Here is a 26,127-nt window from a genome sequence, read left to right as displayed (position 1 = left end):
CGGGCCGGTCGTTCCGGCCGGAGCGAGGCGCGGACGGCACCGGGCCGACCGCGAACGACAACGGCTCCCCGAGAGCCGGCAAACACAAGTTCAACCGATCAAAATCAGGAGGAGACCATGTCCAGAGTTGCGGTAGTGACGGGCGGTACGCGAGGCATAGGTGAGGCGATCTCGATCGCGCTCAAGGCGGCCGGCTACAAGGTGGCTGCGAGCTATGCCGGCAATGATGAGGCGGCCGCGAAGTTCAAGGGCGAGACCGGCATCAACGTCTACAAATGGGACGTGTCGAGCTACGACGCCTGCGTCGCAGGTCTCAAGCAGGTTGAGGCCGATCTGGGCCCGGTGGATGTGCTGGTCAATAACGCTGGAATCACCAAGGACGGCATGTTCCACAAGATGACGCCGGACCAATGGTATGCCGTCATCAACACCAACCTGAACTCGCTGTTCAACATGACGAGGCCGGTGTGGGAAGGAATGCGCGAGCGCAAGTTCGGCCGCGTGATCTGCATTTCCTCGATCAACGGCCAGAAGGGCCAGATGGGCCAGGTCAACTACTCCGCCGCCAAGGCAGGTGACATGGGCTTCGTGAAGGCGCTGGCCCAGGAGGGGGCTCGCTCCGGCATCACCGTCAACACCATCTGTCCCGGCTACATCGCCACCGAGATGGTCAAGGCGATCAACCCCGAGGTCGTGGCCAAGAACATCCTTCCCTTGATCCCGGTCGGCCGTCTGGGCGAACCGCACGAAATCGCGCGCACGGTGCTGTTCCTCGCATCCGACGATGCCGGCTTCATCACGGGCTCGACGATATCCGCAAACGGTGGGCAGAGCATGGTCTGAGGCGCCGCCATGTCGATGCAGCCACAAGGGGATCTGACGACGCGAACGCTCGCCATGCCCGCGGATGCAAATCCGAGCGGCGATATTTTCGGCGGCTGGGTGCTTTCCCAAATGGATATCGCGGGTGGCATCCATGCCGGCCAGCGTGCGCAGGGGCGTGTCGCGACGGTTGCGATCGAGGCGATGCATTTCATCAAGCCGGTCCATGTCGGAGACGTTCTGTGCGTTTACGCCGCGGCCGAGCGTGTGGGGCGGACATCGCTGGCGATCCGCCTGGAGGCCTGGGCGTTGCGCCGCCGCCTGGGGGACCGTGTGAAGGTGACCGAAGGCATCTTTACGTTCGTCGCGCTCGACGCCGAAGGACGACCCGCACCGATCGCACCTGATCGACGTGAGGAAGCATCGCGACCATGACTGCACCAACGACCAATGAAGGAGGGGAACATGTCCGACAACAAGTCAATGCCTGGTGGCGCCGATTGGGGTCTTCCCGGGTTCGACTTCGCCAAGCTCATCGAATCCTGCCAGATCAGCGGCGTCGACATGATGTCACTGATCGATATGGAGAAGAAGAACATCGACGCGCTCACCGAGGTCAACCGCTCGGCATATGAGAGCTGGCGAAACCTGATGGCACGCCAGACCGAGGTTTTCCAGGAAACCATGAAGGCGATCGCTGCCGAGGCAAGCAGCGAAACCGCAACCGGCCGCCGTACTGAAATCGCCCGGCAGGGATTCGAGCAAGCTCTTGCCAACATGCGCCAGCTCGCCGAGACCGCGACCGAGTCCCAGAAGCAGACGATCGAAATACTGCGCCGGCGCTTCGAGGAAGGGATGGCATCGATGCGCACACGTGGCGGAAGCGCCTGAAAGCTGCCGGCCGCGCAAGATCAGGAGGGGCGGCATCGCCTCTCGAACCAAGGGTAATATCGGGGAATACGATGGATCAGAATCTGAGAGAAGCCGCTCTTGAATATCATCGCCTGCCGAGGCCTGGAAAGATTTCCGTCGTGCCGACCACGGCCATGGCAACACAGCGTGATCTGTCGCTCGCATATTCACCCGGGGTAGCCGAACCCTGCCTGGCCATTGCCAAGGACCCGTTGCAGGCCGATGAACTGACCGCACGCAGCAACCTCGTGGCTGTCGTCACGAACGGCACCGCCGTGCTTGGTCTCGGCAATATCGGCCCGTTGGCCAGCAAGCCGGTCATGGAAGGCAAGGCGTGCCTGTTCAAGAAGTTCGCCGGGATCGACGTATTCGATATCGAACTCGCCGAGGAGGACCCTGACGCGCTGATCGAGACGATCGCCAGGATGGAACCGACCTTCGGCGGCATCAACCTGGAGGACATCAAGGCGCCGGAATGCTTCTACATCGAACAGAAGCTGCGCGAGCGCATGAAGATTCCGGTCTTTCACGACGACCAGCACGGCACCGCGATCATCGCGGCAGCGGCGATCCTCAACGGCCTGAAGCTGGTCAAGAAGGACATCACGGACGTCAAGCTGGTTTGCTCCGGTGCCGGCGCCGCGGCGCTGGCCTGTCTCGATCTCATCGTCAGCCTCGGATTGCCGCAGGATTGCATCATCGTGACCGATGCGAAGGGCGTGGTCTATGCCGGGCGCACCGAAGGCATGGACGACAATAAGGCGCGCTATGCCGTTAAGACGGACGCGCGAAAGCTGGACCAGATTATCCGGGATGCCGACATCTTTCTCGGCCTGTCGGCCGGAAACGTGCTCACGCCCGATATGGTCAAGAAGATGGCGCGAGATCCGCTGATCTTCGCCATGGCCAACCCGATCCCGGAAATCATGCCGGAAGATGCGCTGGCGGTTCGTCCGGATGCGATCATCGGTACGGGACGCTCCGACTACCCCAACCAGATCAACAACGTGCTCTGTTTTCCATTCATCTTCAGGGGCGCTTTGGACTGCGGAGCGACCACGATCAACGAGGAGATGAAGCTTGCGACCGTCCGCGCGTTGGCGGACTTGGCCATGGCGGAAGTGCCCGAGGTGGTGGCCGCCGCGTACAAGGGAGAGAAGCTTCGCTTCGGCCGTGACTATCTCATTCCGAAGCCGCTCGACCCGCGCCTCATCGAGCTAGTTGCACCGGCGGTCGCCAAGGCCGCCGCCGACAGCGGCGTCGCGAGGCGCCCAATCGCCGACATGGAAGCCTATCGCCAGCAACTGAGCCGGTTCGTCTACTATTCCGGCAACGCGATGCAGCCGGTCTTCTCGGTGGCGAAAGGAAGCGGCAGGTCGTTGCTTCTGGCGGAGGGCGAGGACGAGCGCGTGCTGCGTGCGGCACAGGTGGTTGTTGACGAGCGGATTGCAAAACCGATGCTTCTCGGTCGGCCATCGACGATCGAGGAGCGGATCAAGGCGTTCGGTCTCAGGCTCAACCCAGGCAGCGACTGCGAGATCATCGATCCGCACGATACGGAGGTCTATTCCAAATGCGCGGACGTGTACCATGCGCGTCGGAAACGCGATGGCGTGTCGGCCGCGCTGGCGCTCTCGGAGACGCGAAGCAACGCGACGGTGCTCGCGTCGATCCTTCTTGAGCGGGGTGTCGGCGATGCGATGCTGTGCGGGGTCATCGGAAGGACTGCCGATCACCTGACCGCCATACGCAGCGTAATCGGGACGCGGGAGAACGTGAAGACGCTGGCTGTGATGCAGATGCTCATTCTGCAGCAGCATCAGCTTTTCATTTGCGACACCCACTGCAATCTCAATCCGACCGCCGAGCAGGTCGCCGACATTGCGTTGCTGGCGGCTGCCGAGGTCAGGCGGTTTGGCGTCACGCCGAGGGTTGCGCTGTTGTCGCAATCGAGCTTCGGCAGCTCCGCGGTCCCGGAAGCGCACAAGATGCGGGAGGCGCGCGCAATCATTCGCGAGCGATCGCCCGATCTGGCCGTGGAAGGCGAGATGCGCGGGGATGCCGCGCTGTCGCAGTCTGTACTTGATCACGAGTTTCCCGATTCCGGCTTCGTGGGTCCGGCGAATGTGCTGGTGATGCCGAATCTCGACGCCGCCAACATCTCCTACAATTTGTTGCGGATGGCCGCGGGCCAGGGACTGACGGTCGGCGGCATCCTGCTGGGGGCGGCAAAGTCGGCCCACATTCTCACGCCATCGTCGACGGTCCGGCGAATCGTGAACATGGCCGCCGTCGCCGTCGCAGATGCAGTCTCCGAGAGAGGCTGATCAGGAGGACGCGTTTGGGCGGGTTGTGAACTGATCGGTCGAGGCCATCATGAGTGAGCCACAGTTGGGAAAATCCCGCATCGTGATCGTCGGAGGCGGAGCCGGCGGATTGGAGCTGGCGACGCGCCTGGGCGACAAGTACGGACGCAAGGGAAAGCTCGACATCACACTGATCGAGCGAAAGCGCACGCACGTGTGGAAGCCGAAGCTGCACGAAATTGCCGCCGGTAGCATGGATATATCAGCCCACGAGGTCGATTATCTTGCCCAATCCTACTGGCATGGCTTTCGCTACCGGATCGGGGAGATGATCGGGATTGATCGGGATCGCCGTCAGGTGCAGGTGGCGCCGTATTTCGACGCCGAGGGCCGCGAGGTTACCCCGAAGCGGGCCTTTGACTATGACGTCCTCGTGGTCGCCGTCGGAAGCCAGAACAACGACTTTGGCACGCCCGGAGTCGTGGATCACGCGATCAAGCTCGAATCGCAGTCGGACGCACGTCGGTTCCACGAAAGAATGGTCAATGCATGTATCCGCGCGCATGCCCAATCTGAGCCTCTGGGAGCGCACCAGTTGAAAGTCGCAATCATCGGGGCCGGTGCGACCGGCGTCGAGCTTGCGGCCGAGCTCCACAGAACAACGCGCGAAGTGGTGGCGTATGGCCTCGATCAGGTCGATCCCCAAAAGGACATCAGGATCACGCTGATCGAAGCCGCCGAACGGGTGCTGCCCGCACTGCCCGAGCGGGTTTCGAAAGAGACGGACAAGTTGCTTGGCAAGCTCGGAGTCAATGTGCTGGTCGGTGCCAAGGTCTCCGAGGTCGGGTCCGACCAGGTGAACCTGACGGACGGCCGGACGATCCCCGCCGAATTGATCGTCTGGGCTGCGGGGGTCAAGGCGCCCGACGTCCTGAAGGATATCGCCGGACTCGAAACCAACCGCATTAATCAGCTCGTGGTTCGGCCGACGCTGCAGACAACGCGCGACGACGGCATCTTTGCCATCGGTGACTGCGCGGCCTGCTCGTGGGGCGAGCGCGGCAATGTGCCGCCTCGCGCACAGGCGGCTCACCAGCAGGCCTCTCACCTGTATTCACAGATTCCGCGCTATCTGCGCGGTGAGCCGCTCAAGCCCTATCGCTACAGGGACTTCGGATCACTGGTGTCGCTCGGCGAATTCAGCACGGTCGGCTCGATGATGGGAGCGCTCGTGGGCGGCAATCTGGTCTTCGCAGGTATCTTCGCGCGGATGATGTACCTGTCGCTCTACAAGATGCACGAACACGCGTTGCATGGTTCGGTGAAGGTGGCGCTCGACACGCTGGCCCGCCTGATCACCCGGCGCACCGAGCCGCACGTGAAGCTCCATTGATTGCAGGGCATGGATGGGATGGGTGCTGTGTCGGCCGTTGCGCACTTGATTGGGGGTGAGGCACTGCGCCGAACCTGGAGGGAATGCTGATGGACGTCGTGGTCCTTGCGCGCATCCAGTTCGCCGCCAATATCACGTTCCACATTCTGTTTCCCTCGATTTCGATCGCGCTGGGGTGGGTTCTGCTGTTTTTTCGGCTGAAGCACCTGCGCGCGACCGACCCGCAGCAGAAGCTCGATTGGCTGCGCGCCTACCGGCTGTGGACGAAAATATTCGCCCTGACATTCGCGCTCGGGGTCGTCAGCGGCGTCACCATGAGCTTCCAGTTCGGCACGAACTGGCCGGGCTACATGGAGCGCGTCGGCAATATCGCCGGCCCGCTACTCGGCTATGAAGTGCTGACCGCATTTTTTCTGGAAGCGGGTTTTCTCGGCGTGATGCTGTTCGGCCACCGCCGGGTCGGGGAGATGATCCACCTTGGGTCGACGTTCCTCGTCGCCTTCGGCACAATGCTGAGCGCATTCTGGATCCTTGCCTTGAATTCATGGATGCAGACGCCGGCGGGCTACGAGATCGTCGACGGCCAGTTTCACGCGCGGAGCTGGCTGGAAATCATCTTCAACCCGTCCTTCCCGTACCGCTTCGTCCATATGATGCTGGCATCCGCGCTGACCTGCGCGTTCCTGCTGATCGGGATCAGCGCCTGGCAGATCCTGAAAGGTGTCGCGACGGCCAGTGCGTCGCGCGTGCTGCGGACCGGGCTGGTATTCGCCTCCCTGGCTATGCCGGCGCAAATAGTGGCGGGTGATCTTCACGGGCTCAATACCCTCCAGCATCAGCCGCAGAAGATCGCAGCGATGGAAGGTATCTGGGAAACAACGCGGGGAGCCCCGCTTCTGTTGTTTGCGATCCCGGATGACGCGACGCGAACGAACCGCTTCGAACTGGCGGTGCCGAAACTCGCGAGTCTGATCCTCCGGCACGATGCTGACGGCGAAATCAAGGGGCTGAACGAGTTTCCATCGGCCCATCCGCCGGTCTTTCCGGTGTTCTGGTGCTTCCGGATCATGGTGGGGACTGGCATCCTGATGCTGCTGGTCAGCTGGATCGGCTTGTGGCGGCATTGGCGCGATGGCTGGGATTTCGCCCGGATGCCGCGGCCGATGCTCAAGCTGTTCGCCGCGATGACCTTTTCAGGTTGGGTCGCGACCATTGCCGGATGGTACGTCACGGAGATCGGACGCCAGCCCTTCATCGTCGCCGGCCTCATTCGAACCAGCGACGTCGCCTCTCGTGTTCCGTCGTCGAGCATTGCCCTGACGCTCAGCATCTACATTGCGGTCTATCTGGCGCTGCTCGTGGCCTATGTCGGCGTGCTGAAGCACATGTCGGAAACATCGGAAAAGAAACCGGGCATGATCACATCGGAAGGCTTGGCGGAGAGCCCGCAGGAATATCAGCGCCGGGGAGAATTCGCATGATTTCGATGTCGTTCGACGAACTGCTCCCGCTGATCTTCATCGGGTTGATGGGGGTGTCGCTGCTCGTCTACGTCGTGAGCGACGGATACGATCTCGGGGTCGGCATGCTGATGCATCGGGCGACGCCCGAAGAGCGGGATACCATGGTCGCATCCATCGGTCCGTTCTGGGATGCCAACGAAACCTGGCTGGTTCTTGGCGTCGGCCTGCTCCTTGTCGCTTTCCCCAAGGCGCATGGGTTGGTTCTGTCGGAACTGTACCTGCCGACTGCCCTCATGCTGGTTGGCCTGATCCTGCGCGGCGCAGCTTTCGATTTCAGGGTCAAGGGCAAGGCCAGCCGGAAGGCGATGTGGGACCGCCTCTTCATCGCGGGGTCAATGCTTGCGTCCATGTGCCAGGGCTGGATGCTTGGTCGCTATATCAGCGGCTTCGGTGAGGGCTGGAACTATCCGATCTTTGCAGGCGCCATTGCGGTAGCGCTGCCGATGGCATACGCGCTGCTCGGTGCGACATGGCTGGTGATGAAGACGGATGGCCAGCTCCAGGACAAGGCGATCGAGTGGAGCAAGATCGCCTGGCCGCCCATGGTCGTGGGCTTGATACTGATCTCGATGGCAACGCCGTGGATCAGCGAGACCGTTCGTGTCAGGTGGCTTACCTTGCCGGCGATGATTGCGGTGGCGTCGATCCCGATCACGACGGGCATTGCGCTGCTGACGGCGCGCCTCCTGCTCGGGTCGCCGGCCGTACGCGGCAGCCTGTGCTGGCTGCCCTTCGCATTGCTGGTGCTCGTCTTCTTCCTGAGCTTCCTCGGCCTCAGCTACAGCATCTATCCGTTCGTGGTGATCGACAGGCTTACCGTCTGGCAGGCCGCCAGCAGCCCCGAATCGCTCAAGATCATCCTGATCGGCGTTTGCGTCACGTTGCCTGTCATTATCGCCTACACCGGATTTTCCTATCGCGTATTCCGGGGCAAGACCATAGAGTTAGACTATGCATGAGCGGTCGTCCGTCGTGGCCGGCGCTCCTCGGATTTGTCTGGTTCCCGAGATGACGGACCTTCCATCGCTGGTGAACATCAAGGGGAGTCCCGCAATCAGTTCGGTGGCGCCCGGTTCCACGCGTTGGCTTGTGCGCGGAGCAATTGCAGCCGGGCTGGTCGTGGCCGCTTCTTGGCTCGGATACGCCGTGGCTTTCCAGCGCGGACTGGAGCATTTGCGCGCGGCAGCGCAGCAGCGGCTGGCCGTGGAGGCCGCCCGGCTCGACGGTCATCTTTCAAGATTTGAATACCTGCCGTCCTTGCTCGAGACGTCCCCCAGCGTCTTCCGGCTGCTCGGCGCGCCCGGCGATCCCGCACTGCGGGAAGCCGTCAGCCAGTACTTGAAGTCGATCAATCTGCTTGCGGGAGCCGAAAATCTCTACGTCCTCGGCGTCTCCGGCGATACACTGGCCGCGGCTGATTTCGAGCAGCCGGGTACACCGTTTGGCCAAAACCTGTCGTACCGTCCCTATGTCAGCGAGGCTCTCTCGAAGGGTCGAGGGACGTTCTTCGGCGTCGGCATTACCAGCGCGCGCGCCGGCTACTATCTCTCCTACGCCCTGAAGGACGGCGGGGAGACGAGGGGTGTTGCCACCGTCAAGGTCAACCTGGATTCGTTCGAGCGCGCGTGGCGCGACATTGAGAGCGATATCCTTCTGCTCGACGAGCGCCGGGTCACGATACTCTCGTCCCGGGACGCGTGGCGCTTTCATCCGATGGCGCCGCTGTCGCCTCAGATGCACGAAGAGATTTCGCGATCCAAGCCATACGGAAACCACGAACTGACGCCGCTCGGATGGACCTTCGTCGCTCAGTTCTCGGACGGCGCTGCACGCGTCACCGCAGAAAACGGCGTGGCCTACACCCTCAGCGAACGGCCAATCAACCGCGGTCTGTGGAAGCTGGTCCTGCTCGACGATGAGGCGCCAACGCGGCAGACTGCGCTGATCATCGGCGCGATGTCGGGCCTCGCCTGCATCGTTGCGTTGCTGGCGGCTGGTCTGGTCGAGCAGCGCAGGCGAGCGATCAAGCAACGCCTGGCCAACCAGGCGGCGTTGCAGGCGGCGAACGACATGCTCGAGATCAGGGTGCAGGAACGAACCGCCGAACTGCGGGCCGCGCAGGATGATTTGGTCCATGCCGGCAAGCTCGCCGCCCTCGGCCAGATGTCGGCCGGAATCGTGCATGAACTGAACCAGCCTCTGGCCGCCCTGCAGACGGCCGCCGACAATGCGGTTCTGCTCGTCGACCGCGGGTCGATCGGCGATGCCCGCGGAAATCTGACCCGGATTGGCGAATTGGTGCGCCGACTCGGACGCCTGACCGGTCAGTTGCGGACTTTCGCATACAAGTCGAGCAGCCCGCTTGAGGCGGTCCCCGTCGAACATGCCGTGGCCGAATCGCTCAAGATACTCGCCGGGCGCGTCAAGGAAGGGGGAGTGACCGTCGTAACCGACGTTGACGCGAATATCTGCGTCATCGCCGATCAGACGCGGCTTGAGCAGCTGTTGTGCAACATCGTGGCGAATGCGCTGGACGCCGTGGAGAGCGCCGACCGGAAGTCGATCCTGATCCGCGCGAGCCGGGAACAGGGGCAGACCGCACGCTGCCGCATCGTCATCAGCAACAGCGGTCCTGCAATCGCGCCCGATGTCCTGCAGCGCATGTTCGAACCTTTTGTGACGACCAAGCCTGCGGGCAAAGGGCTCGGTCTTGGTCTGATGCTCTCCAACCACATCGCGCACTCCTTTGGCGGCGAACTGCGCGCGCGAAACCTGACGCCATGCGGCGCCGAATTTGCGGTGATCCTTCCATTGGCTGGCACATCAGAGGTTTCGCATGAGCGATGACCAATCGATCGGCGTGATCTACGTCGAGGACGACAACGATGTCCGGATCGGCGGCGTTCAGGCGCTTGAACTTGCCGGGTTTTCCGTCTCGGGGTTCGCCTCGGTCGAGAGCGCCAGCGTGTCCGTCCGTGCCGACATGCCGTTCGTCGTGGTCTGCGACGTGCGCCTGCGCGGCAAGAGCGGCCTTGAATGGCAGTCCGATCTGCACCGGTTGGATCAGGATCTGCCAGTGATCCTGATCACCGGGCATGGAGATATTTCCATGGCCGTGCAGGCGATGCGAAACGGTGCCTACGACTTCATCGAGAAGCCGTGCTCGTCGGAGCAACTTGTCTCGGTGGTACGCAGGGCGACCGAAAAGAGGCGACTGACCCTGGAGGTGCGCTCGCTCCGATCGGCCCTCGCAGACCGCCAGGGAATCGAGGCTAGCCTCCTGGGCCGCTCGCCGCAAATACAGGAAGTGCGCCGGCTCGTTTCCACATTGGCCGCGACGAACGTCGACGTCACGATCTATGGCGAGACCGGAACCGGCAAGGATGTGGTTGCGCGCTGTCTCCACAATCACAGCGGGCGACGCGGCGGCCACTATGTCGCGGTGAACTGCGGCGGCCTCCCCGAATCGCTGGTCGAGAGCGAGTTGTTCGGCCATGAGGTAGGGGCGTTCACCGGCGCCACCCGCCAGCGTATCGGAAAGATCGAATATGCGAATGGCGGAACGCTGTTCCTCGACGAAATCGAGAGCATGCCGCTGAGCGTGCAGGTGAAGTTGCTGAGGTCGCTGCAGGATCGATCGATCGAACGCGTCGGAACGAACAAGCCGATCTCGGTGGATTGCCGCGTCGTTGCGGCGAGCAAGACGAATCTGCTCGAGTTGAGCGAGAAGCGGCTGTTTCGCGCCGATCTCTACTATCGCCTTGGCGTCGCATTCATCGAACTGCCGCCGCTTCGCGAGCGGCGCGAAGACATTCCCCTGCTGTTCGAGCACTTCACGCTGGACGCCGCCAGACGGTTCGAGCGCGACGCGCCGATACTGGACGAGCAGACGCTGTCCATCTTGCTGGCCTATTCGTGGCCGGGAAACGTACGGGAGCTCCGTAACGTCGCCGATCGCTTCGTGCTTGGCGTGCTCGACGGCAAGGCCATCAACAAGCCCGGGTTGGGTGCATCCGATGTGTCGTTGCCTCGACAGTTGGAAAACATCGAGCGGTCGATCATTGAGGACGCGTTGCGGCGCAAGCAGGGCGATGTTCAGGCGACGGCAACGCTTTTGGGCATCCCGAAGCAGACGCTGTACGACAAGATCAAACGCCTTTCCGTCAACGTTGACGGGATCAGGGAGGGGACAAGTGTTCGCTCCGGCTCCTGACGACAACAAGCGGCCATTGCGACGGGTCCGGCCGGATAGCTGACACGGTCTCGGCGTATACGAGAGCGAAGGGCACCAGACAGAAGCTGCCCGAAGAGGAAACGAACGAAACATTCAATCTTGCTGAGCGAGGGTAAGTGATGGATCGGCCATTCAATATGCCTGACGAATTTGTCGAAGGTTTCATGAAGGCAGGCGCGAGCCTCTGGCGGTCGCTGGGTTGGACACCGAACGGCGATCGTGACGGCGCGAGCCTTGGTGCAACGCTGAATTCATCGGGGCGCATCGCCGAATTGCAGGCTGACCACCTGATGCGTCTGTACCAACTCACGGAACAGGTCATCAAATCGGCTGCAGGCGTGCAGGGTGAAGGCAGCGTCGAGCCGGCGCGCGGCGATCGCAGGTTCAACGCCACGGAATGGCGGGACAATTCGCTCCATAGTCTGCTGAAGCAATGCTATCTGCTGAATTCGCGCTATTGCACTGACTTCGTAGAAGCGCTGGATCTGGACGAAAAGGAAAAGCAACGGCTGCGCTTCTTCACGCGCCAACTCGTCGAGGCGATGAGTCCGACCAATTTTCTCGCCACCAATCCCGAAATCATCAAGCTTGCAACGGACACCGAAGGCCAAAGCCTCAAGGCAGGCCTCGACAATTTGATGTTGGATCTGGGCCGGGGCAGCCTGACGATCACGGACGAGGGCGCATTCGAGGTCGGAAAGGACGTCGCGGCATCCGGGGGCGCGGTCGTGTTCGAGAACGATCTTTTTCAACTGATTCAATATGAACCGGCGACGGAGCAGGTGGCCGTTCGGCCGTTGCTGATCGTGCCGCCCTGCATCAACAAGTTCTACATTCTCGACCTTCAGCCGGCCAATTCCTTCGTCCGGTTTGCGGTCGAGCACGGCATGACGGTCTTCATCGTTTCCTGGCGCAATCCGGATGCCTCTTGCGGACATTTTGGATGGGATGATTACGTCGAGCATGGCGCCATGCGCGCCATCGAGATCGCCCGATCGATTTCCGGCGCCGACAAGGTTAACGTTGTCGGCTGGTGCGTCGGGGGAACCATCCTGTCGTCTGCGCTCGCTATCCTGCGGACGCGGGGCGACGAATCGGTCGCCAGCGTGACTCTGCTGACGACCATGCTCGATTTCCGCGAACCAGGTGATCTCGGCGTATTCGTGGACGAGGAGAGCGTGCGACAGCGTGAGCAGACCATTGGGAATGGCGGTATCTACCGCGGTGCCGAACTCGGATTCGTATTCCAGACCCTGCGCTCGAAAGAGCTGATATGGCCGAACGTGATCAACAATTATCTGAAGGGAAAATCGCCCGAGCGTTTCGATCTCCTGTTCTGGAATGCCGACGTAACCAATCTGCCGGGACCGATGTACTGCTGGTACATCAGGAACATGTACCTGGAGAACAATCTCCGGGAACCGAACAGGTTGACGATGTGCAACACGCCAGTCGATTTGGGGCGGGTCGACCTGCCGGCCTATGTTCTGGCGACTGCCGAGGACCATATCGTGCCGTGGCGGTCGGCCTATCGAACAACAGGTCTGTTCGGCGGCGACACGCGTTTCGTGCTCGGTGCGAGCGGACATATCGCCGGTGTGATCAATCCGGCGTCGAAGAACAGGCGAAGCTATTGGGTGTCGACCGATCGATGCGACGACCCGGCGACCTGGCTGGCCGGCGCCGATGAAAAGCCCGGCAGCTGGTGGAACGACTGGATTGCCTGGCTCAAGCCGTGGGCGGAAGAGCAACTGCCGGCGCGCACGCAACTGGGCAGCAACCTCTATTCTCCCGGTGAAGCCGCGCCTGGCCGATACGTGAGGGAGAAGGCGAGCTGACAGTATCAATAGCGAGCGTGGATCTTCGCGTAACCACGTGGTCGCGCTGCTCGGCGCCAATGGCGCCGGAAAATCCTCGATCCTCAAGGCGATCGCGGGCCTTATTCCCGCCGAGGGGAAAATGTCCTTTGCCGGCGAGGATCTGGCGCGGTTGAACGCCCGGCAGCGCGTCCGCCGCGGCATCGTCTATGTTCCCGAAGGCGCCAGATCGTTGGCTCGCTGACGGTTGCGGAAAACCTGCTGCTCGGCGGCTTCTACCTCGACGGTCGCACGCTGCGGCAGCGCCGCGAGGCAATGCTGGAGCTGTTTCCTGAAATCGCTGGCCGGGTTCATTCGCCGGCCTGGATGCTGAGCGGCGGCGAGCAGCAGATGCTCGCGATCGGACGCGGCCTGATGAGCGCGCCGCGGCTGCTGCTGCTCGACGAGCCGTCGCTCGGTCTTGCACCACTCTTGATCCGGCGCGTGTTCGAGCGCCTCGTCACGATCAAGCAGGAGTCGGGCCTTGCCATCATCCTGGTCGAACAGAATTTCCGCATGACTATGAAAGTTGCCGACGCGATGTGTTTCGTCCGCAACGGAACCATCGTCGGTCATCGCACCGCATCCGACCTCGACACGCCTGCCAGCCGAACCGAAGCCGTCGAAGCTTATTTGGGCGCAAGCCAACCTGCGCCGGCGTGACGGGAGGACAGCCATGCAACTCAGGGGCAGGGAGATCACGTCAGGTCTGGCTTTCCCGGAAGGGCCGATCGCGCTGGCCGATGGCAGTGTCATCGTGGTGGAGATCGCGGGCGGCCGCCTGACGCGGGTGTCACCGTCGGGAAAGCAGCACAGCATTGCCGAACTCGGAGGCGGACCGAATGGCGCGGCCATCGGCCCAGACGGAAAATGCTACGTCCGCAACAATGGCGGCTTCTCCTGGCATAAGGACGATCGCGATTACCTTCGCCCAACCGGCCGCGCCGACGACTACTCGACCGGGCGCATCGAGCAGGTCGATATCGAGACCGGTATCGCGCGCGTTCTCTATGACAGCTGTGACGGTATTCCGCTGAAGGGCCCGAACGATATCGTGTTTGATGCGGCCGGAGGTTTCTGGTTCACCGATCTCGGCAAGACCTATGGCGGCCTGATGGACCGGGGTGCGGTCTATTATGCGCGGACCGACGGATCGCTGATCAGGGAAGTCATTTTTCCGATCATGACGCCAAACGGCGTCGGCCTGTCTCCTGATGGGCGCACTCTCTATGTCACGGAGACGGAAACCAGCCGCATCTGGGGTTTCGACATCACCGGGGAGGGGCAGGTCGAAAAAATGCCATGGCCGTCACCGAACGGCGGCAAGCTGTTGCATGGCATTCCCGGTTACCAGCGTTTTGATTCACTTGCCGTGGAAGCCAGTGGCAATATCTGCGTCGCGACGTTGGTGCGCGGCGGCATCAGCGTGTTTTCGCCGGATGGAGATCTGGTCGAGTTCCGTGAAGCGCCTGAAGTCTTTTGCACCAACATCTGCTTCGGCGGCGAGGGGATGCGAACCGCTTTCATCACACTCTCCGGGACCGGCCGTCTGATTGCCGTCGACTGGCCGCGGGCCGGTCGGCCGCTCAATGATCCGCTCACCGCGCAACCGTAGGACAATCGTTGGCGCAAAGCGGACGTTGAGGCCCCGGCGCTAGATTTGGTTATCTCCGGCTGGCTAGCTCAAACTTGCCCCATGATGGATTGGAGCACTTCAAATAGTTAGAAGGCGGCGTGTGCACGATGTGTGCACCGGGAGATCAAAGAAAATAGCGACAGAGCCAACGTCAGCAGTACCGAGACGGGGGTTCCTGTTCATCTGGGGCACGCTTAGATCATCGAGAATGATCTTGCCGAATGCTCAATTCGCGCAATCAAGAGTTAAGATATCGCTCTCTATTCTTCAGGTGCTATTTCGACGGGGCTCCAGGTACTCGGCGCGGAAGACCACGTGAAGCCTATCGTTATGGCACCGTCATCGTGCTGGCCGTCATCCTGGGTGCTTGTTGCGGACAAATTCCTGCGCGTGACGGAAAGCCACTGATCCGAAGCATTGTTCGGCAAAAGGTGAAAGATCATCTCTTCTTGACCTGGACTGTTCGAAGAGAGCCTTCGGCTCTTCTTTCGATAAAATCGTATCCAGCGTTGGACAGAGTGAAGGCACCACGACAAACCGGACACCATTGACCAAGGCGCAAATCGCTAGGGCCCTTTTGCGGAAGACCCCTGTTATCTGCATCGCTCGGCAATGGTATTGGTGCGACGCAGCATGCAATCCGCCATGTCAGGCGCCTTCACGAAAGGGAAATGGTCCTGCCGTAAGTGACGGAAGCAAGAAGGCGTTGTCTGCGCCGCGAGCGATGAGTAGTGTCTTCGTCCGGCCGCAGGCAACGGGGAAGCGGAGCGGGTAGGGCACGGCCATGAACGAGGGAGCCAAGTCACGAAAACAGGACGGTGAATCATGCTACCAGTCGCGGCCCGACTTCGTGCAGCGCATTTATTCACCGCATTCGATCGCGGCCATCGTTTCGGAGTTGAATACGCAAGGTGTCGATGCGTCCGAAACACTTGACGGTACCGGACTCGATCGCTCTCAGTTGGAGGCACACACCACTCAGATTTCGTATCGACAACTCGATAGGGTAATTCGCAATGCCCTCCGCCTGTCGAAAGATTCTGCCGTCGCACTCCGCTCGGGTCAGCGCATGCACGTCACGACATATGGAATGTACGGATACGCGCTGCTTAGCAGTCCAACCTACGCAGACGCCCGCGATTTCGCCAACCGTTACATCCGTGTGATCGGCCCGTTCTGCGATGCCAGGAATGTCTATGACGAGACGACCGTGCTGTGCACCGTCGAGCCACGGCATTGGATCGACCCCACCGAGGACGCCTATCGGTTTGCGGTGGAATTCGCACTGGCGGCGCATTTGTCGACTGCCCGCGATGTGGTGGGGCCATCCTTCAAATACGCGCATGTCTCCGTCGTCTATGCGGCACCGCAACATGCTGCTGTCTACGCCGAACTGTTCGCATGTCCGGTTCTGTTCACGCAGCGGAGCAACACCTATGGCTATGATTTGGCGACAGCCGATGGTCCGGTGTCACTCGCGGACCCGCGCAGCCACGCCATGGCGCGCGAGATGTGCGAGCAAATCCTTTCCGAGGTCAACCGCGGAGGCAGCGTCGCGGCGGACGTTCGGCGGATGCTGATCGAACTGCGCGGCCGGTACCCCGGCATCGAGGTGGTTGCCGAGAAGCTTTCGATGCATCCGCGGGCGCTGCGGCGCAGGCTGGAGGTGGAGGGGACGGCTTACCGCGATATCCTGGCCGAGGTGCGGATGCGTCTTGCCATCGAGTACCTTCGCAAGACGAAAATGACCAATGAGGAAATCGCCAATCGGCTGGGATACAGCGACGCCGCCAACTTCCGCCACGCGTTTCTGCGGTGGACAGGCAAGTCACCCTCTGATTTCCGGCTATCGCTTGGCATCTAGATGGGCGGGATGAGCCGCGCGGACGGACCATGTTCCTTTCTTCTCGTGCCCCGGACGCAAGCAGCTCGGGTGCCGAGTCGGGGCCCATTCCTGCTTTGCATGGGGTTGTTTTCGCAATTTTGAATCCGGGCCCTGGCAGTCGCCGCTCGTTGAACGATTGCAGTGCAGCAACATTCCGACAGGGCTTCGCGTCGCCTTCTGTGTCCCAAACTCACCGGGCAAGCGGGTCATTCGCACCTTTCGAGGGTCGGAGGCGCTCGTTACCGTGACCTCAAATCAAGCTGCACGAAAGGTCTGATCCGAACCTGAGCGTTCCGATCCCGATCAAGCCAAAGACTTGATGTGAGCAGCGCCATGAGCGCGGCATTCAGAGGGGAGGATTGGGATGGATCGGACAACCGAACCCGTCGGGCCGCCGTCGCGGCTGTTGCTGGCGCTCGAGTTGCGCGGCATTTGGGAGTTGCAGGCGTTCTTCGCTACATACCCGTTGCTGCGGCAGGCGCCGCGTGGCGACGGCCATCCCGTGCTTGTGTTGCCCGGCCTGGCGGCAAGTGATGTCTCGACCCGACCGCTGCGAACGCTTCTGAAAGACCTGGGCTACGCAGCTCATGGCTGGAAGCAGGGTCCGAACCGTGGTCCACATCCGGGCGTAGAAGCCGGCATCGATGAACGGCTAGCAGAACTTTCTGCGCGCTATCAGCGCAAGGTCAGCCTGATTGGTTGGAGCCTCGGCGGCGTCTTTGCACGCGAGGCGGCGCGACGGGCGCCATCGCTGGTACGCCAGGTGATTACGCTCGGCAGCCCCTTCGCCAACGAACCGAAAGCAAGCAACGCCTGGCAGCTCTATGAAACCCTCAGCGGGCGCCGGGCGGAAGACTGGCCCGGGCGCGAAGCCATGAAGCTGCCGCCGCCGGTACCGAGCACCGCGATCTATAGCCGTAGCGATGGCATCGTCGCGTGGCAGGGCTGTCGTGAACAAGAGAGCGCGACGAGCGGGAATGTCGAGGTGGAAGGCAGCCATTGCGGGCTCGGGCACAACCCCGTCGCGCTCTATGCGGTTGCGGACCGGCTCGCGATGCCGGAAGGCGAGTGGCGGCCGTTCGACCGAAGCGGCCTAAAACGCCTGCTGTTTCCGGACCCGCGGCGGCATCAACAGGATGGCGCAGATGGGTCCCATGCTGGCCCATTCGCCGCGTAGCGTTGGCGGCATCCGCCGCGACGTGCTCAGCCTGAGTTCAATCGAAGAGGAGGAGTTTTCATGGAAGCAGACAGCAAGCAGCCGGCCGGTGGGATGTGGTCCGATGATCTCAGGAAACTGGCAGAGAAATTCCAAACGCCCGGCCTCGATATCGCGGCGCTGATCGAATGGCAGCGCAAGGACATGGAGACGCTGGTCGAGGCGAACCGGCAGGCTTATGCGGGGGTCACAGCGCTTGTCGAGCGGCGCAACGAGATCCTGCAGGAGACACTCGCGCAATGGCAGGCTGCGATCCAGGATGTGACGGGCGCTGATGGTCTGGCCAGGCAGGCTGAAGCGGCCAAGCTTGGCGTTGAAAAGGCCTTGGCGAATTTCAGCGAGCTGTCCGCGATGGAAGTGCAGTCGCGCAACAGCGCCTGGAAGATCGTTCAGGACCGTTTGCAGGAAAATCTCGGCAACCTGCAGAAATTATTGCAGCCGAAGTAGCTTGGCGCCGGTCGGCCGTTTCTGGGAGAAGCGCAAGATGAACGACATGCCCTGGATCAAATCCTACCCCGCGGGGGTGAGGTGGGACGCCGAGATCGTTTCGATGCCGGTGCAAAAGATTCTCGATGACGCCATCGCGAAATGGCCGGATCGGCCCGCTCTCGAGTTCATGGGCAAGCGTATGAGCTACCGCGAACTCGGCGACCAGGTGGATCGCGCGGCGCGCGGGCTTCAGCAACTCGGCGTCCGGCCGGGCGTGCATGTCGGCCTGTTCCTGCACAACACGCCGCACTACGTCATCGCCTTCTTCGGCGTGCTGAAGGCGGGCGGTACGGTGGTCAACTATTCGCCGCTCGATGCCGCCAAGGTTCTTGAGCACAAGATCGAGGATAGCCGGACGGATTTCCTGATCACGCTCGACCATGTCACGCTATATCCGCAGATGGCGGCCATGCTCGGCAAGACAAGGCTGCGGAAGCTGGTCGTCGGCAGCCTGGCCGAGATGACGGGGTCGCCGGACGTCGTCGCAGGCGAGATGAAGGCGGCCAGGCAGGTGAGCGAGGTGACGTGGGACGACCGTCGCATTCGCTTTGCCGACCTGCTCGACAATGACGGCGCGCCGGAACAGCACCCGATCGCTGATCCGCGCGAACAGATCGCAGTGCTGCAATATACCGGGGGGACGACCGGCCTGCCCAAGGGCGCCATGCTGACGCATGGCAATCTGTCGGCGGCCTGCCAGCAGTTCTGGGAGACGACGCGCGGCAATCCGCCGGTGCTGGTCGAGGGGCAGGAACGAATGCTCGCCGTGCTGCCGCCCTTCCACATCTACGCGCTGACGGTGAACGTGCTGTTCGGCATCCTCGCCGGCGCCGAAATCATCCAGCATGTGCGTTTCGACCCGGAGGCGGCGCTGGCGGAAATTTCGCGCAACCAGGTTAGCGTGTTCTGCGGCGTGCCGACTATGTTCACGGCGCTGATCAACCATCCGCAGACGCCAAATCACAGCCTTCGCTCGCTCAAATATTGCGGCTCGGGCGGGGCGCCGCTGCCGCTCGAAGTGGCGCAACGGTTCGCGGATATCACCGGCTGCCATCTGACCGAAGGTTGGGGCATGACCGAAACCTCGCCGAGCGGCACCTTTACGCCGGCGCAGCCCGGTGGCATGCGGAAAGCCGGGTCGTGCGGGATGCCGGCGCCCGGCATCGTGATCAGGTTCCTCGGTCTCGACGGGCCGGCGCAGTATGTCCCGCTCGGCGAGCGCGGGGAAATCTGCGTCAAGGGCGCCAACGTCATGAAGGGTTATTGGAACAATCCGCAGGCGACGGCCGATGTTACCACGTCCGACGGCTTCCTGCGCACCGGCGACGTCGGTTACATGGACCAGGACGGGTTCATATTCATCGTCGATCGCACCAAGGACATGCTGCTGTGTAGCGGCTACAACGTCTATCCGCGCGTGCTCGAAGAAGCCATCTACATGCATCCCTCGGTCGAGGAGGTCGCGGTAATAGGCATCCATGACGACTACCGCGGCCAGTCACCCAAGGCCTTCGTCAAGCTGAAAGCCGGTGCGGTGACGCCTTCACTCGGCGAGCTTCAGGCGTTCCTGAAGGACAAGCTCGGCAAACACGAAATGGTGCAGGCGCTCGAAATCCGCCCCGAGTTGCCGAAGACCGCCGTGGGAAAGATTTCGAAGAAGGATTTGTACGACGAAGAGGAGCGCCAACACGTGAGGCGCGTGGGAGCAGCAGGATGAAAAACTTCAATGCGGGATGCGCGCATTCCCCCGACACCGCAAAGGAGCGATGAGGATGGATCAACTCAGTGGCATGGACGCCTCCTTCCTGCATCTCGAAACGCCGGAGACGCCGATGCATGTCGGTAGCCTGATGGTGTTCGAACTTCCCGAGGGATATCAGGGCGACTACTACGAAGAAGTGAAGACCATGCTTGGCAAGCGCCTGCATCTGGCTTCCGTACTTTGCCGCAAACTGGCGCAGATGCCTTTCGAACTCGCCGAACCGGTATGGATCGAGGACGATGACATCGATCTCGACTATCATGTGCGCAGCGTTACGCTGCGTCGCCCCGGCACGATGGCGCAGCTTGAGCAGTTGATCGCGCGGCTGCATTCCACGCTGCTCGACCGCAGCCGGCCATTGTGGGAAATGTACGTTATCGAGGGCCTCGAGAACGGGCAGGTCGCGTTCTATTCCAAGGCGCACCACAGCGGCGTCGACGGCAAGGCCGGGGTCGAGCTTGCAAAGGTACTCTATGATGTCTCGCCGCAGATGCGCGAAGTGCCGCCGCCCCGCCGCAAGCGCGGCGGCGTTTCCTACCAGCTTGGCGTCACCGAATTGTTGCAAGCGGCAGTTGCCAATTCGGCCCAACAGTATCGCAAGCTGGCGGATCTGTTGCCTACCGCTGCAAAGGCGCTAGCCGCAGCGGCAACCGTCGTCGCAAGCCAGCGTACGGCCGGCGGCGAACGCTCCCTGAATCTGGGCCTTGCCCCAAGGACGATCTTCAACGAATCAATCACGAACCAACGCTCCTACACTACGTTGTCGCTGCCGCTGGCGGACATCAAGGAACTCGGTAAGCGGGTCGGCGGCACCGTCAACACCATCGTCATGGCCGTGTGCAGTGTCGCGCTGGATCGCTTCCTCAAGGAGCGCGATCTGCTCCCGAAGGAATCGCTTATCGCGGTGGTTCCCGTGAGCCTTCGCGCGGAAGGCGACAGCGCGATGAACAATCAAGTGTCCATGGTCCGCGTCGACCTGGCGACCGACATCAAGGAGCTGCCGGCGCGCTTCAAGGCGATCCATGCCTCGTCCGAGGCCGCGAAGGCGGTGGTACGGGAGCTCAAACCGGTTCTCGGGGTGAACGTGCCGATCACGGGCTCGCCTTGGCTGATGACCGGGCTCGCCTCGCTGCTCGGCCGCTCCAATTTCGCGGGTCGCGCGCCAGCGGCCGGCAATGTCCTGATCTCCAATGTCCCGGGCCCGTCGATGCCGCTCTACATGGCCGGAGCGCGGATGGTGCACTACCACCCGGTGTCGATCCCGTATCATGGAAGCGCGCTGAACATCACGGTGCAAAGCTACGCCGGCCTGCTGGAGTTTGGCCTCACCGCCTGTCGCCGCGTGCTGTCGCAGGAAGAGTCCTACGAACTGGTGGAGCACCTGCGGGCCGCGTTGCACGAAATCGAGGCGCTGCCTCCGGTCGAGCAAGCTCCCGGCGGCGCGCCGACTGCCGATGCATCCCGGCGATCCGCATAACGAGCTGACTCGACTAAAGATAGGAAATCCTTGGAAGGGGAACGATCATGCATCCGACTGGCGCGCAGACGTCTTCGCCGCAATCGCTGGCGTTGGAGAGCGGGGAACTCAAGGCGGTTTTCTCGAAGGTTAGCTGGCGCCTTATCCCGCTGCTGCTGATCGCTTACATGATCGCCTATCTCGATCGCATCAATATCGGCTATGCGCAGCTGCAAATGAAGCAAACTCTGCCGTTCGACGATGCCGTCTACGGCCTGGGCGCGGGGATATTTTTCATCGGATACTTTTTGTTTGAAGTGCCAAGCAACCTTCTGCTGGAGAAAATCGGTGCGCGCAAGACGCTGTTGCGTATCATGGTGCTCTGGGGTCTGACCGCATCGGCCATGATGTTCGTGTCCACGCCGTTGCAGTTCTACGTGTTGCGATTCCTGCTCGGTGTCTTCGAGGCAGGTTTTTTCCCAGGTGTCATTCTTTATTTCACCTATTGGTATCCGTCGGTGCGGCGCGGCCAGGTCATTGCGATCTTTATGTCCGCTACCACGATCATTTCCGTGCTTGCCGGACCGCTTTGCGGCGCTACCTTGAAATATTTCGACGGGGTCAGCGGGCTTTACGGCTGGCAATGGCTGTTCCTGGTGCAGGGATTGCCGGCGGTCATTCTTGGGTTCCTGGTGTATTTCCTTCTGGAAGACAAGCCCGCGAATGCTGCCTGGCTCTCGAAGGACGAGAAGAAGCTGCTCGAAGACAGCCTTGCGCATAGCGTGAAGGCTGTCGGAAGCGAACCCGCCGGCACATTCGGCGGCTTGCTGCGGGATCCGAAAGTGTATGCCCTGTCGCTCGTTTATCTGCTCCTGCTGGGTGCTACCTATACGATGGTGTTCTGGCTGCCGACCTTGATCCAGAGTTGGGGGATCAAGGATCTGTTGCTCGTCGGCATCTACGCGGCGATCCCTAACGCGGTCGGTGTCATCGGCATGATCCTGATCGGCCGGCATTCCGACAAGTGGCGCGAGCGGCGCTGGCATTTTGCAGCATGTGTGGTGATTGCTGCGATCGGCCTCTTCGCGACGACGCTGCTGCAGGGCAACCTGGTCGGATCGCTCCTGGCGCTGTCGTTCGCCGTGATCGGGATAGCGTCGGCTACGCCTCTGTTCTTTGCGTTGATCAGCGAATACCTCTCGGTCGGAGCTGCCGCCGGTGGCCTCGCGCTCATCAGCAGCCTCGGCAACCTCGGTCCGGCGATAAGTCCGACGATCAACGGGCTCATTGTCAGGAGCACGGGTGACAATACTTACAGCATGTATTTCGTGATTGCGCTCTACCTTCTGTCCGGGCTGCTCCTGCTCCTGACGATCCGGCCGGCGTCGACCGCGGGTGTGGCAGCGCCGGTGGCTGCGCACTGACGGAACCTGACAAGATGCCTGTTGTTGGGCGACTGCGACGCGTCGCGCCGGTAAAAGCGAGGGCGGTGAGCACGTGCGAGGCTAAGCCCGGGTCCTCAGATTTATGATCATTTTGCGGGCCTGCGCAGCGAAGGGGTCAACAAGCGTTCACGCGAAGGTTTGTGCCTCTGCTCACAACGGATGAGCTAATTCGGCGACCGGTTCACTGTCCTAGGACAGTTGCGCGGATGCTGCCGCGATGCGCCGGCAAGCCTCCATGAGTTCGGCGGCCGACGTTGCGTAGGAGATGCGGAAATACGGCGCGAGGCCAAATGCCGAGCCGGGAACGACCGCGATGCCGACGGCGCGCAGCAGATATTCCGCAAAGGCCGTGTCGCTCGTGATGATGCCGCCGTCAGGAGCCTTCTTGCCGATCAGACCCGCGCAACTGGCGAACGTATAGAACGCGCCTTCGGGCACGCGGCAGGTAATGCCCTCGATCGCGTTCAATGCGGAAACGACGAGATCGCGACGCTCCTGAAACGACCTGCAATGGTCGCGCACGATCCCTTGCGGACCGTTGAGGGCTTCCACGGCCGCTGCCTGGCTGATCGATGATGGGCAGGACGTCGATTGGCTCTGCACGACGGCCATGGCGCGAATCAGCGCGCTTGGCCCGCCGGCGTAGCCAATGCGCCAGCCGGTCATCGCATAGGCCTTGGAAACACCGTTGACCGTCAGGATGCGGTTGCGAAGCCCCGGTTCGATCGCGGCCGGTGTGACAAAGCGGAAATCGTCGTAGACGATGTGCTCATAGATATCGTCAACGATCAGCCAGACATGCCGGTGTCGCGACAGCACGTCGAGCAGCGGCCGATAGTCAGCTTCGCGATAGGCGGCTCCGGTGGGATTCGATGGCGAATTCAGCATCACCCATCGGGTGCGCGGCGAGATCGCCGCTTCGAGATCGCCGGCGGTGAGCCGGAAGCCGTTGGCTTCCGAACACGGCACCAGAACCGGCTTGCCGCCTGCGATGAGGACGATGTCGGCGTAGCTCACCCAGAATGGTGTCGGGATGATCACCTCGTCGCCCGGATCGAGGCTGGCCATCATCGCATTATAGAGAACCTGCTTCGCACCGCTGGAAACCGTGATCTCGTCCTGGGCGAATTCAAGCCCGCTGTCGCGCTGGAACTTGGCTCGGATAGCGGATTTGAGTTCTGGCGCTCCGTCGAGCGCGGTGTATTTGGTCGCGCCGTCGTGCATGGCGCGCGCCGCCGCGTCCTTGATGTGAGCGGGCGTGTCGAAGTCGGGCTCTCCGGTGCCGAGGATGATGACATCCTTGCCCTGGCGCTTCAGATCGGTGGCGAGGCCGGTAATCTTCAGGATTTCCGACACCCCGATCGACGAAAGCCGGGAGGCCGGGCGGAAATGCGATGATGTCGGAAGCGGCGCGTTCACGGCGATTTCCATTCAATCCACGTCGAACTTGACGCCCTGGGCGAGCGGCAGCGTGCGGCCATAGTTGATCGTGTTGGTGGCGCGGCGCATGTAGGCCTTCCAGGCATCCGACCCGGACTCACGTCCGCCGCCGGTTTCTTTCTCGCCGCCGAATGCGCCGCCGATCTCGGCGCCTGAAGGGCCGATATTCACGTTGGCGATCCCGCAATCGGAGCCGCGCGCCGACAAGAAGGCTTCTGCCTCGCGCAGATCGTTGGTGAAGATCGAAGACGATAGTCCTTGCGGAACCGCATTGTGCAATTCGATCACCGCATCGAAGTCGCTGTATTTGATGACATAAAGGATCGGCGCAAAAGTCTCGCGCTCGACCGTTCCGGTCTGTCCACCGATCTCGACCAGCGCCGGCCGGACATAGAAGGCCGTGTCTGCGCCTGCGACGGCGACGCGGTCGCCGCCGACAATGGCCGCCCCGGCGGCCTTGGCTTCGCCGAGGGCGCGCTGCATCGATTCATAAGCGAGGCCGTCGATCAGAGGGCCGACCAGATTGCCGGTGAGGGGATTGCCGACGGAAACGGACTGATAGACCTTCTTCAGGCGCGGCACGAAGCTGTCATAGACGCTCTCGTGAACGAACAGGCGGCGCAGCGTGGTGCAGCGTTGGCCGGCCGTGCCCATGGCCGCGAAGGCGACGCCGCGCAGCGTCAGGTCGAGATCCGCGGTCGGCGTGACCACCGCCGCATTGTTGCCGCCGAGCTCCAGGATGGCGCGGGCAAAACGCTGCGCGAGCTTCGGCGCGACGGCGCGTCCCATCGCGGTCGAACCGGTCGCCGAGACCAGGGGAACCCTGGTGTTGTTCACGAGGGCCTCACCGATCTCGCGCCCCCCGACCAGCACGGCAGACAACCCGTCGGGCGCTGCGCCGCCATCGGTCTTGAAGCGCTTCAGGGCGCGGGCGAACAGCGCGTCGGTCGCCAAAGCGGTGAGCGGTGTTTTTTCCGACGGCTTCCACACGATGCTGTTGCCGCAGACCAATGCCAGCGCGGCATTCCATGACCAGACCGCGACCGGAAAATTAAATGCGGAAATGATACCGGTGACACCGAGCGGATGCCAGGTCTCCGCCATCCGGTGCTCGTGGCGCTCGGTGGCGATCGTCAAGCCGTAGAGCTGCCGGGAAAGCCCCACGGCGTAGTCGCAAATGTCGATCATCTCCTGCACTTCGCCGAGACCTTCGGACTCGATCTTGCCCGCCTCGATGGAAACCAGCCGGCCGAGCGCGCGCTTGCTGGCGCGCAACTCTTCGCCGAGCAGCCGCACCAGTTCACCGCGCTTGGGAGCAGGGACCAGACGCCATTGCAGGAAAGCCGCCTGAGCTTTTTCGATCGCCGAGGTCGCGCCGGCGGTGTCGATCTCCCTGACATGCGCCACGGTTTCACCGGTGATCGGGGTTCTCGCGACCAGCGTGCCACCGGTATAGCTGACAGGATCGACACCGAGTTCAATCAGGAGCGCGTCGACGTCGGCCTTGAGCGAGAGGTCTTTGGTTTTGGCGGATTGTTTGTCTGACATGAGGGGCTCTTTCCGAGGGCTCGCGTTGATTTCAGAGAAGGCGGCTGTCAGCGATTGGCTTGAGACGTCACCATCGTTCTCCGTCAGGGCCGGAAGGCGATGTCCCGCCTCATAGAGAGGACAATGGTCCGGCATTTTCAAACGATAGAAGTTCAATAAGTCATTCCAGCGCCGAATGACCATGGGCCAAATCCAAAACGGCTG

The 26,127-nt window shown here is 61.9% G+C and carries 19 protein-coding genes and 1 pseudogene; 18 read left to right on the top strand and 2 right to left on the bottom strand.

What is annotated here, in order from left to right; genetic code table 11:
- Positions 1 to 117 precede the first annotated feature (117 nt).
- The 18 genes and pseudogenes from phbB (at position 118) to JQ629_RS21580 (ending at position 22,914) form a co-directional block, all read left to right on the top strand.
- Complete coding sequence (gene phbB / locus JQ629_RS21665) at positions 118 to 843, top strand: acetoacetyl-CoA reductase (RefSeq protein ID WP_212269430.1); 726 nt, start codon at positions 118 to 120, stop codon at positions 841 to 843.
- A 9-nt stretch (positions 844 to 852) separates the two neighbouring features.
- On the top strand, positions 853 to 1,257 hold the full coding sequence (locus tag JQ629_RS21660) for an acyl-CoA thioesterase (protein ID WP_212414395.1): 405 nt from the start codon (positions 853 to 855) through the stop codon (positions 1,255 to 1,257).
- A gap of 30 nt (positions 1,258 to 1,287) precedes the next feature.
- Entirely contained in the window at positions 1,288 to 1,713 is a 426-nt protein-coding gene (locus JQ629_RS21655; RefSeq protein ID WP_212414394.1) for a phasin family protein, read from the top strand.
- A 71-nt stretch (positions 1,714 to 1,784) separates the two neighbouring features.
- Positions 1,785 to 4,061, top strand: a complete 2,277-nt coding sequence (locus JQ629_RS21650; protein ID WP_212414393.1) for an NADP-dependent malic enzyme — start codon at positions 1,785 to 1,787, stop codon at positions 4,059 to 4,061.
- Between the two features lie 49 nt (positions 4,062 to 4,110).
- On the top strand, positions 4,111 to 5,433 hold the full coding sequence (locus JQ629_RS21645) for an NAD(P)/FAD-dependent oxidoreductase (RefSeq protein WP_212414392.1): 1,323 nt from the start codon (positions 4,111 to 4,113) through the stop codon (positions 5,431 to 5,433).
- Positions 5,434 to 5,522: 89 nt separating this feature from the next.
- Positions 5,523 to 6,914: a cytochrome ubiquinol oxidase subunit I gene (locus JQ629_RS21640; RefSeq protein WP_212414391.1), complete on the top strand. Its 1,392-nt coding sequence runs from the start codon at positions 5,523 to 5,525 to the stop codon at positions 6,912 to 6,914.
- Complete coding sequence (locus tag JQ629_RS21635; protein WP_349631304.1) at positions 6,911 to 7,915, top strand: cytochrome d ubiquinol oxidase subunit II; 1,005 nt, start codon at positions 6,911 to 6,913, stop codon at positions 7,913 to 7,915. The genes JQ629_RS21640 and JQ629_RS21635 overlap by 4 nt, the downstream gene beginning before the upstream one ends.
- A gap of 187 nt (positions 7,916 to 8,102) precedes the next feature.
- Positions 8,103 to 9,803, top strand: coding sequence for a sensor histidine kinase (locus tag JQ629_RS21630; protein ID WP_349631303.1), 1,701 nt, complete (start codon positions 8,103 to 8,105; stop codon positions 9,801 to 9,803).
- A complete protein-coding gene (locus JQ629_RS21625; RefSeq protein ID WP_212414389.1) occupies positions 9,793 to 11,169 on the top strand; it encodes a sigma-54-dependent transcriptional regulator in 1,377 nt (458 codons plus the stop codon). Before JQ629_RS21630 ends, JQ629_RS21625 begins: the two co-directional genes overlap by 11 nt.
- A 158-nt stretch (positions 11,170 to 11,327) precedes the next feature.
- Complete coding sequence (locus tag JQ629_RS21620) at positions 11,328 to 13,028, top strand: PHA/PHB synthase family protein (RefSeq protein ID WP_249135200.1); 1,701 nt, start codon at positions 11,328 to 11,330, stop codon at positions 13,026 to 13,028.
- A gap of 37 nt (positions 13,029 to 13,065) precedes the next feature.
- Positions 13,066 to 13,709: pseudogene (locus JQ629_RS21615) on the top strand (ABC transporter ATP-binding protein).
- 13 nt (positions 13,710 to 13,722) lie between these two features.
- The gene (locus JQ629_RS21610; protein ID WP_212414387.1) at positions 13,723 to 14,661 is read left to right on the top strand and encodes an SMP-30/gluconolactonase/LRE family protein; all 939 of its coding nucleotides are present in this window, start codon (positions 13,723 to 13,725) and stop codon (positions 14,659 to 14,661) included.
- An 805-nt stretch (positions 14,662 to 15,466) separates the two neighbouring features.
- The gene (locus JQ629_RS21605) at positions 15,467 to 16,546 is read left to right on the top strand and encodes an AraC family transcriptional regulator (RefSeq protein ID WP_212414386.1); all 1,080 of its coding nucleotides are present in this window, start codon (positions 15,467 to 15,469) and stop codon (positions 16,544 to 16,546) included.
- A gap of 385 nt (positions 16,547 to 16,931) precedes the next feature.
- Positions 16,932 to 17,744, top strand: a complete 813-nt coding sequence (locus tag JQ629_RS21600) for an esterase/lipase family protein (protein WP_212414385.1) — start codon at positions 16,932 to 16,934, stop codon at positions 17,742 to 17,744.
- Between the two features lie 60 nt (positions 17,745 to 17,804).
- The gene (locus tag JQ629_RS21595) at positions 17,805 to 18,230 is read left to right on the top strand and encodes a phasin family protein (protein WP_212414384.1); all 426 of its coding nucleotides are present in this window, start codon (positions 17,805 to 17,807) and stop codon (positions 18,228 to 18,230) included.
- Between the two features lie 37 nt (positions 18,231 to 18,267).
- Complete coding sequence (locus JQ629_RS21590; protein ID WP_212414383.1) at positions 18,268 to 19,989, top strand: long-chain-fatty-acid--CoA ligase; 1,722 nt, start codon at positions 18,268 to 18,270, stop codon at positions 19,987 to 19,989.
- A 55-nt stretch (positions 19,990 to 20,044) separates the two neighbouring features.
- Positions 20,045 to 21,511: a WS/DGAT/MGAT family O-acyltransferase gene (locus JQ629_RS21585; RefSeq protein WP_212414382.1), complete on the top strand. Its 1,467-nt coding sequence runs from the start codon at positions 20,045 to 20,047 to the stop codon at positions 21,509 to 21,511.
- A gap of 47 nt (positions 21,512 to 21,558) precedes the next feature.
- A complete protein-coding gene (locus JQ629_RS21580) occupies positions 21,559 to 22,914 on the top strand; it encodes an MFS transporter (protein WP_212414381.1) in 1,356 nt (451 codons plus the stop codon).
- A 210-nt stretch (positions 22,915 to 23,124) separates the two neighbouring features.
- On the opposite strand, the gene JQ629_RS21575 is transcribed toward JQ629_RS21580, so the two are convergent.
- A complete protein-coding gene (locus JQ629_RS21575) occupies positions 23,125 to 24,354 on the bottom strand; it encodes a pyridoxal phosphate-dependent aminotransferase (RefSeq protein ID WP_502753228.1) in 1,230 nt (409 codons plus the stop codon).
- 12 nt (positions 24,355 to 24,366) lie between these two features.
- Entirely contained in the window at positions 24,367 to 25,923 is a 1,557-nt protein-coding gene (gene amaB / locus JQ629_RS21570; RefSeq protein ID WP_212414380.1) for an L-piperidine-6-carboxylate dehydrogenase, read from the bottom strand.
- Positions 25,924 to 26,127 lie beyond the last annotated feature (204 nt).

The sequence above is a fragment of the Bradyrhizobium sp. AUGA SZCCT0222 genome, from assembly GCF_018130205.1.
Lineage (GTDB): Bacteria > Pseudomonadota > Alphaproteobacteria > Rhizobiales > Xanthobacteraceae > Bradyrhizobium.
Note: the sequence above shows the minus strand (reverse complement) of the source record. Positions and strands in the feature narration are given on the sequence as shown.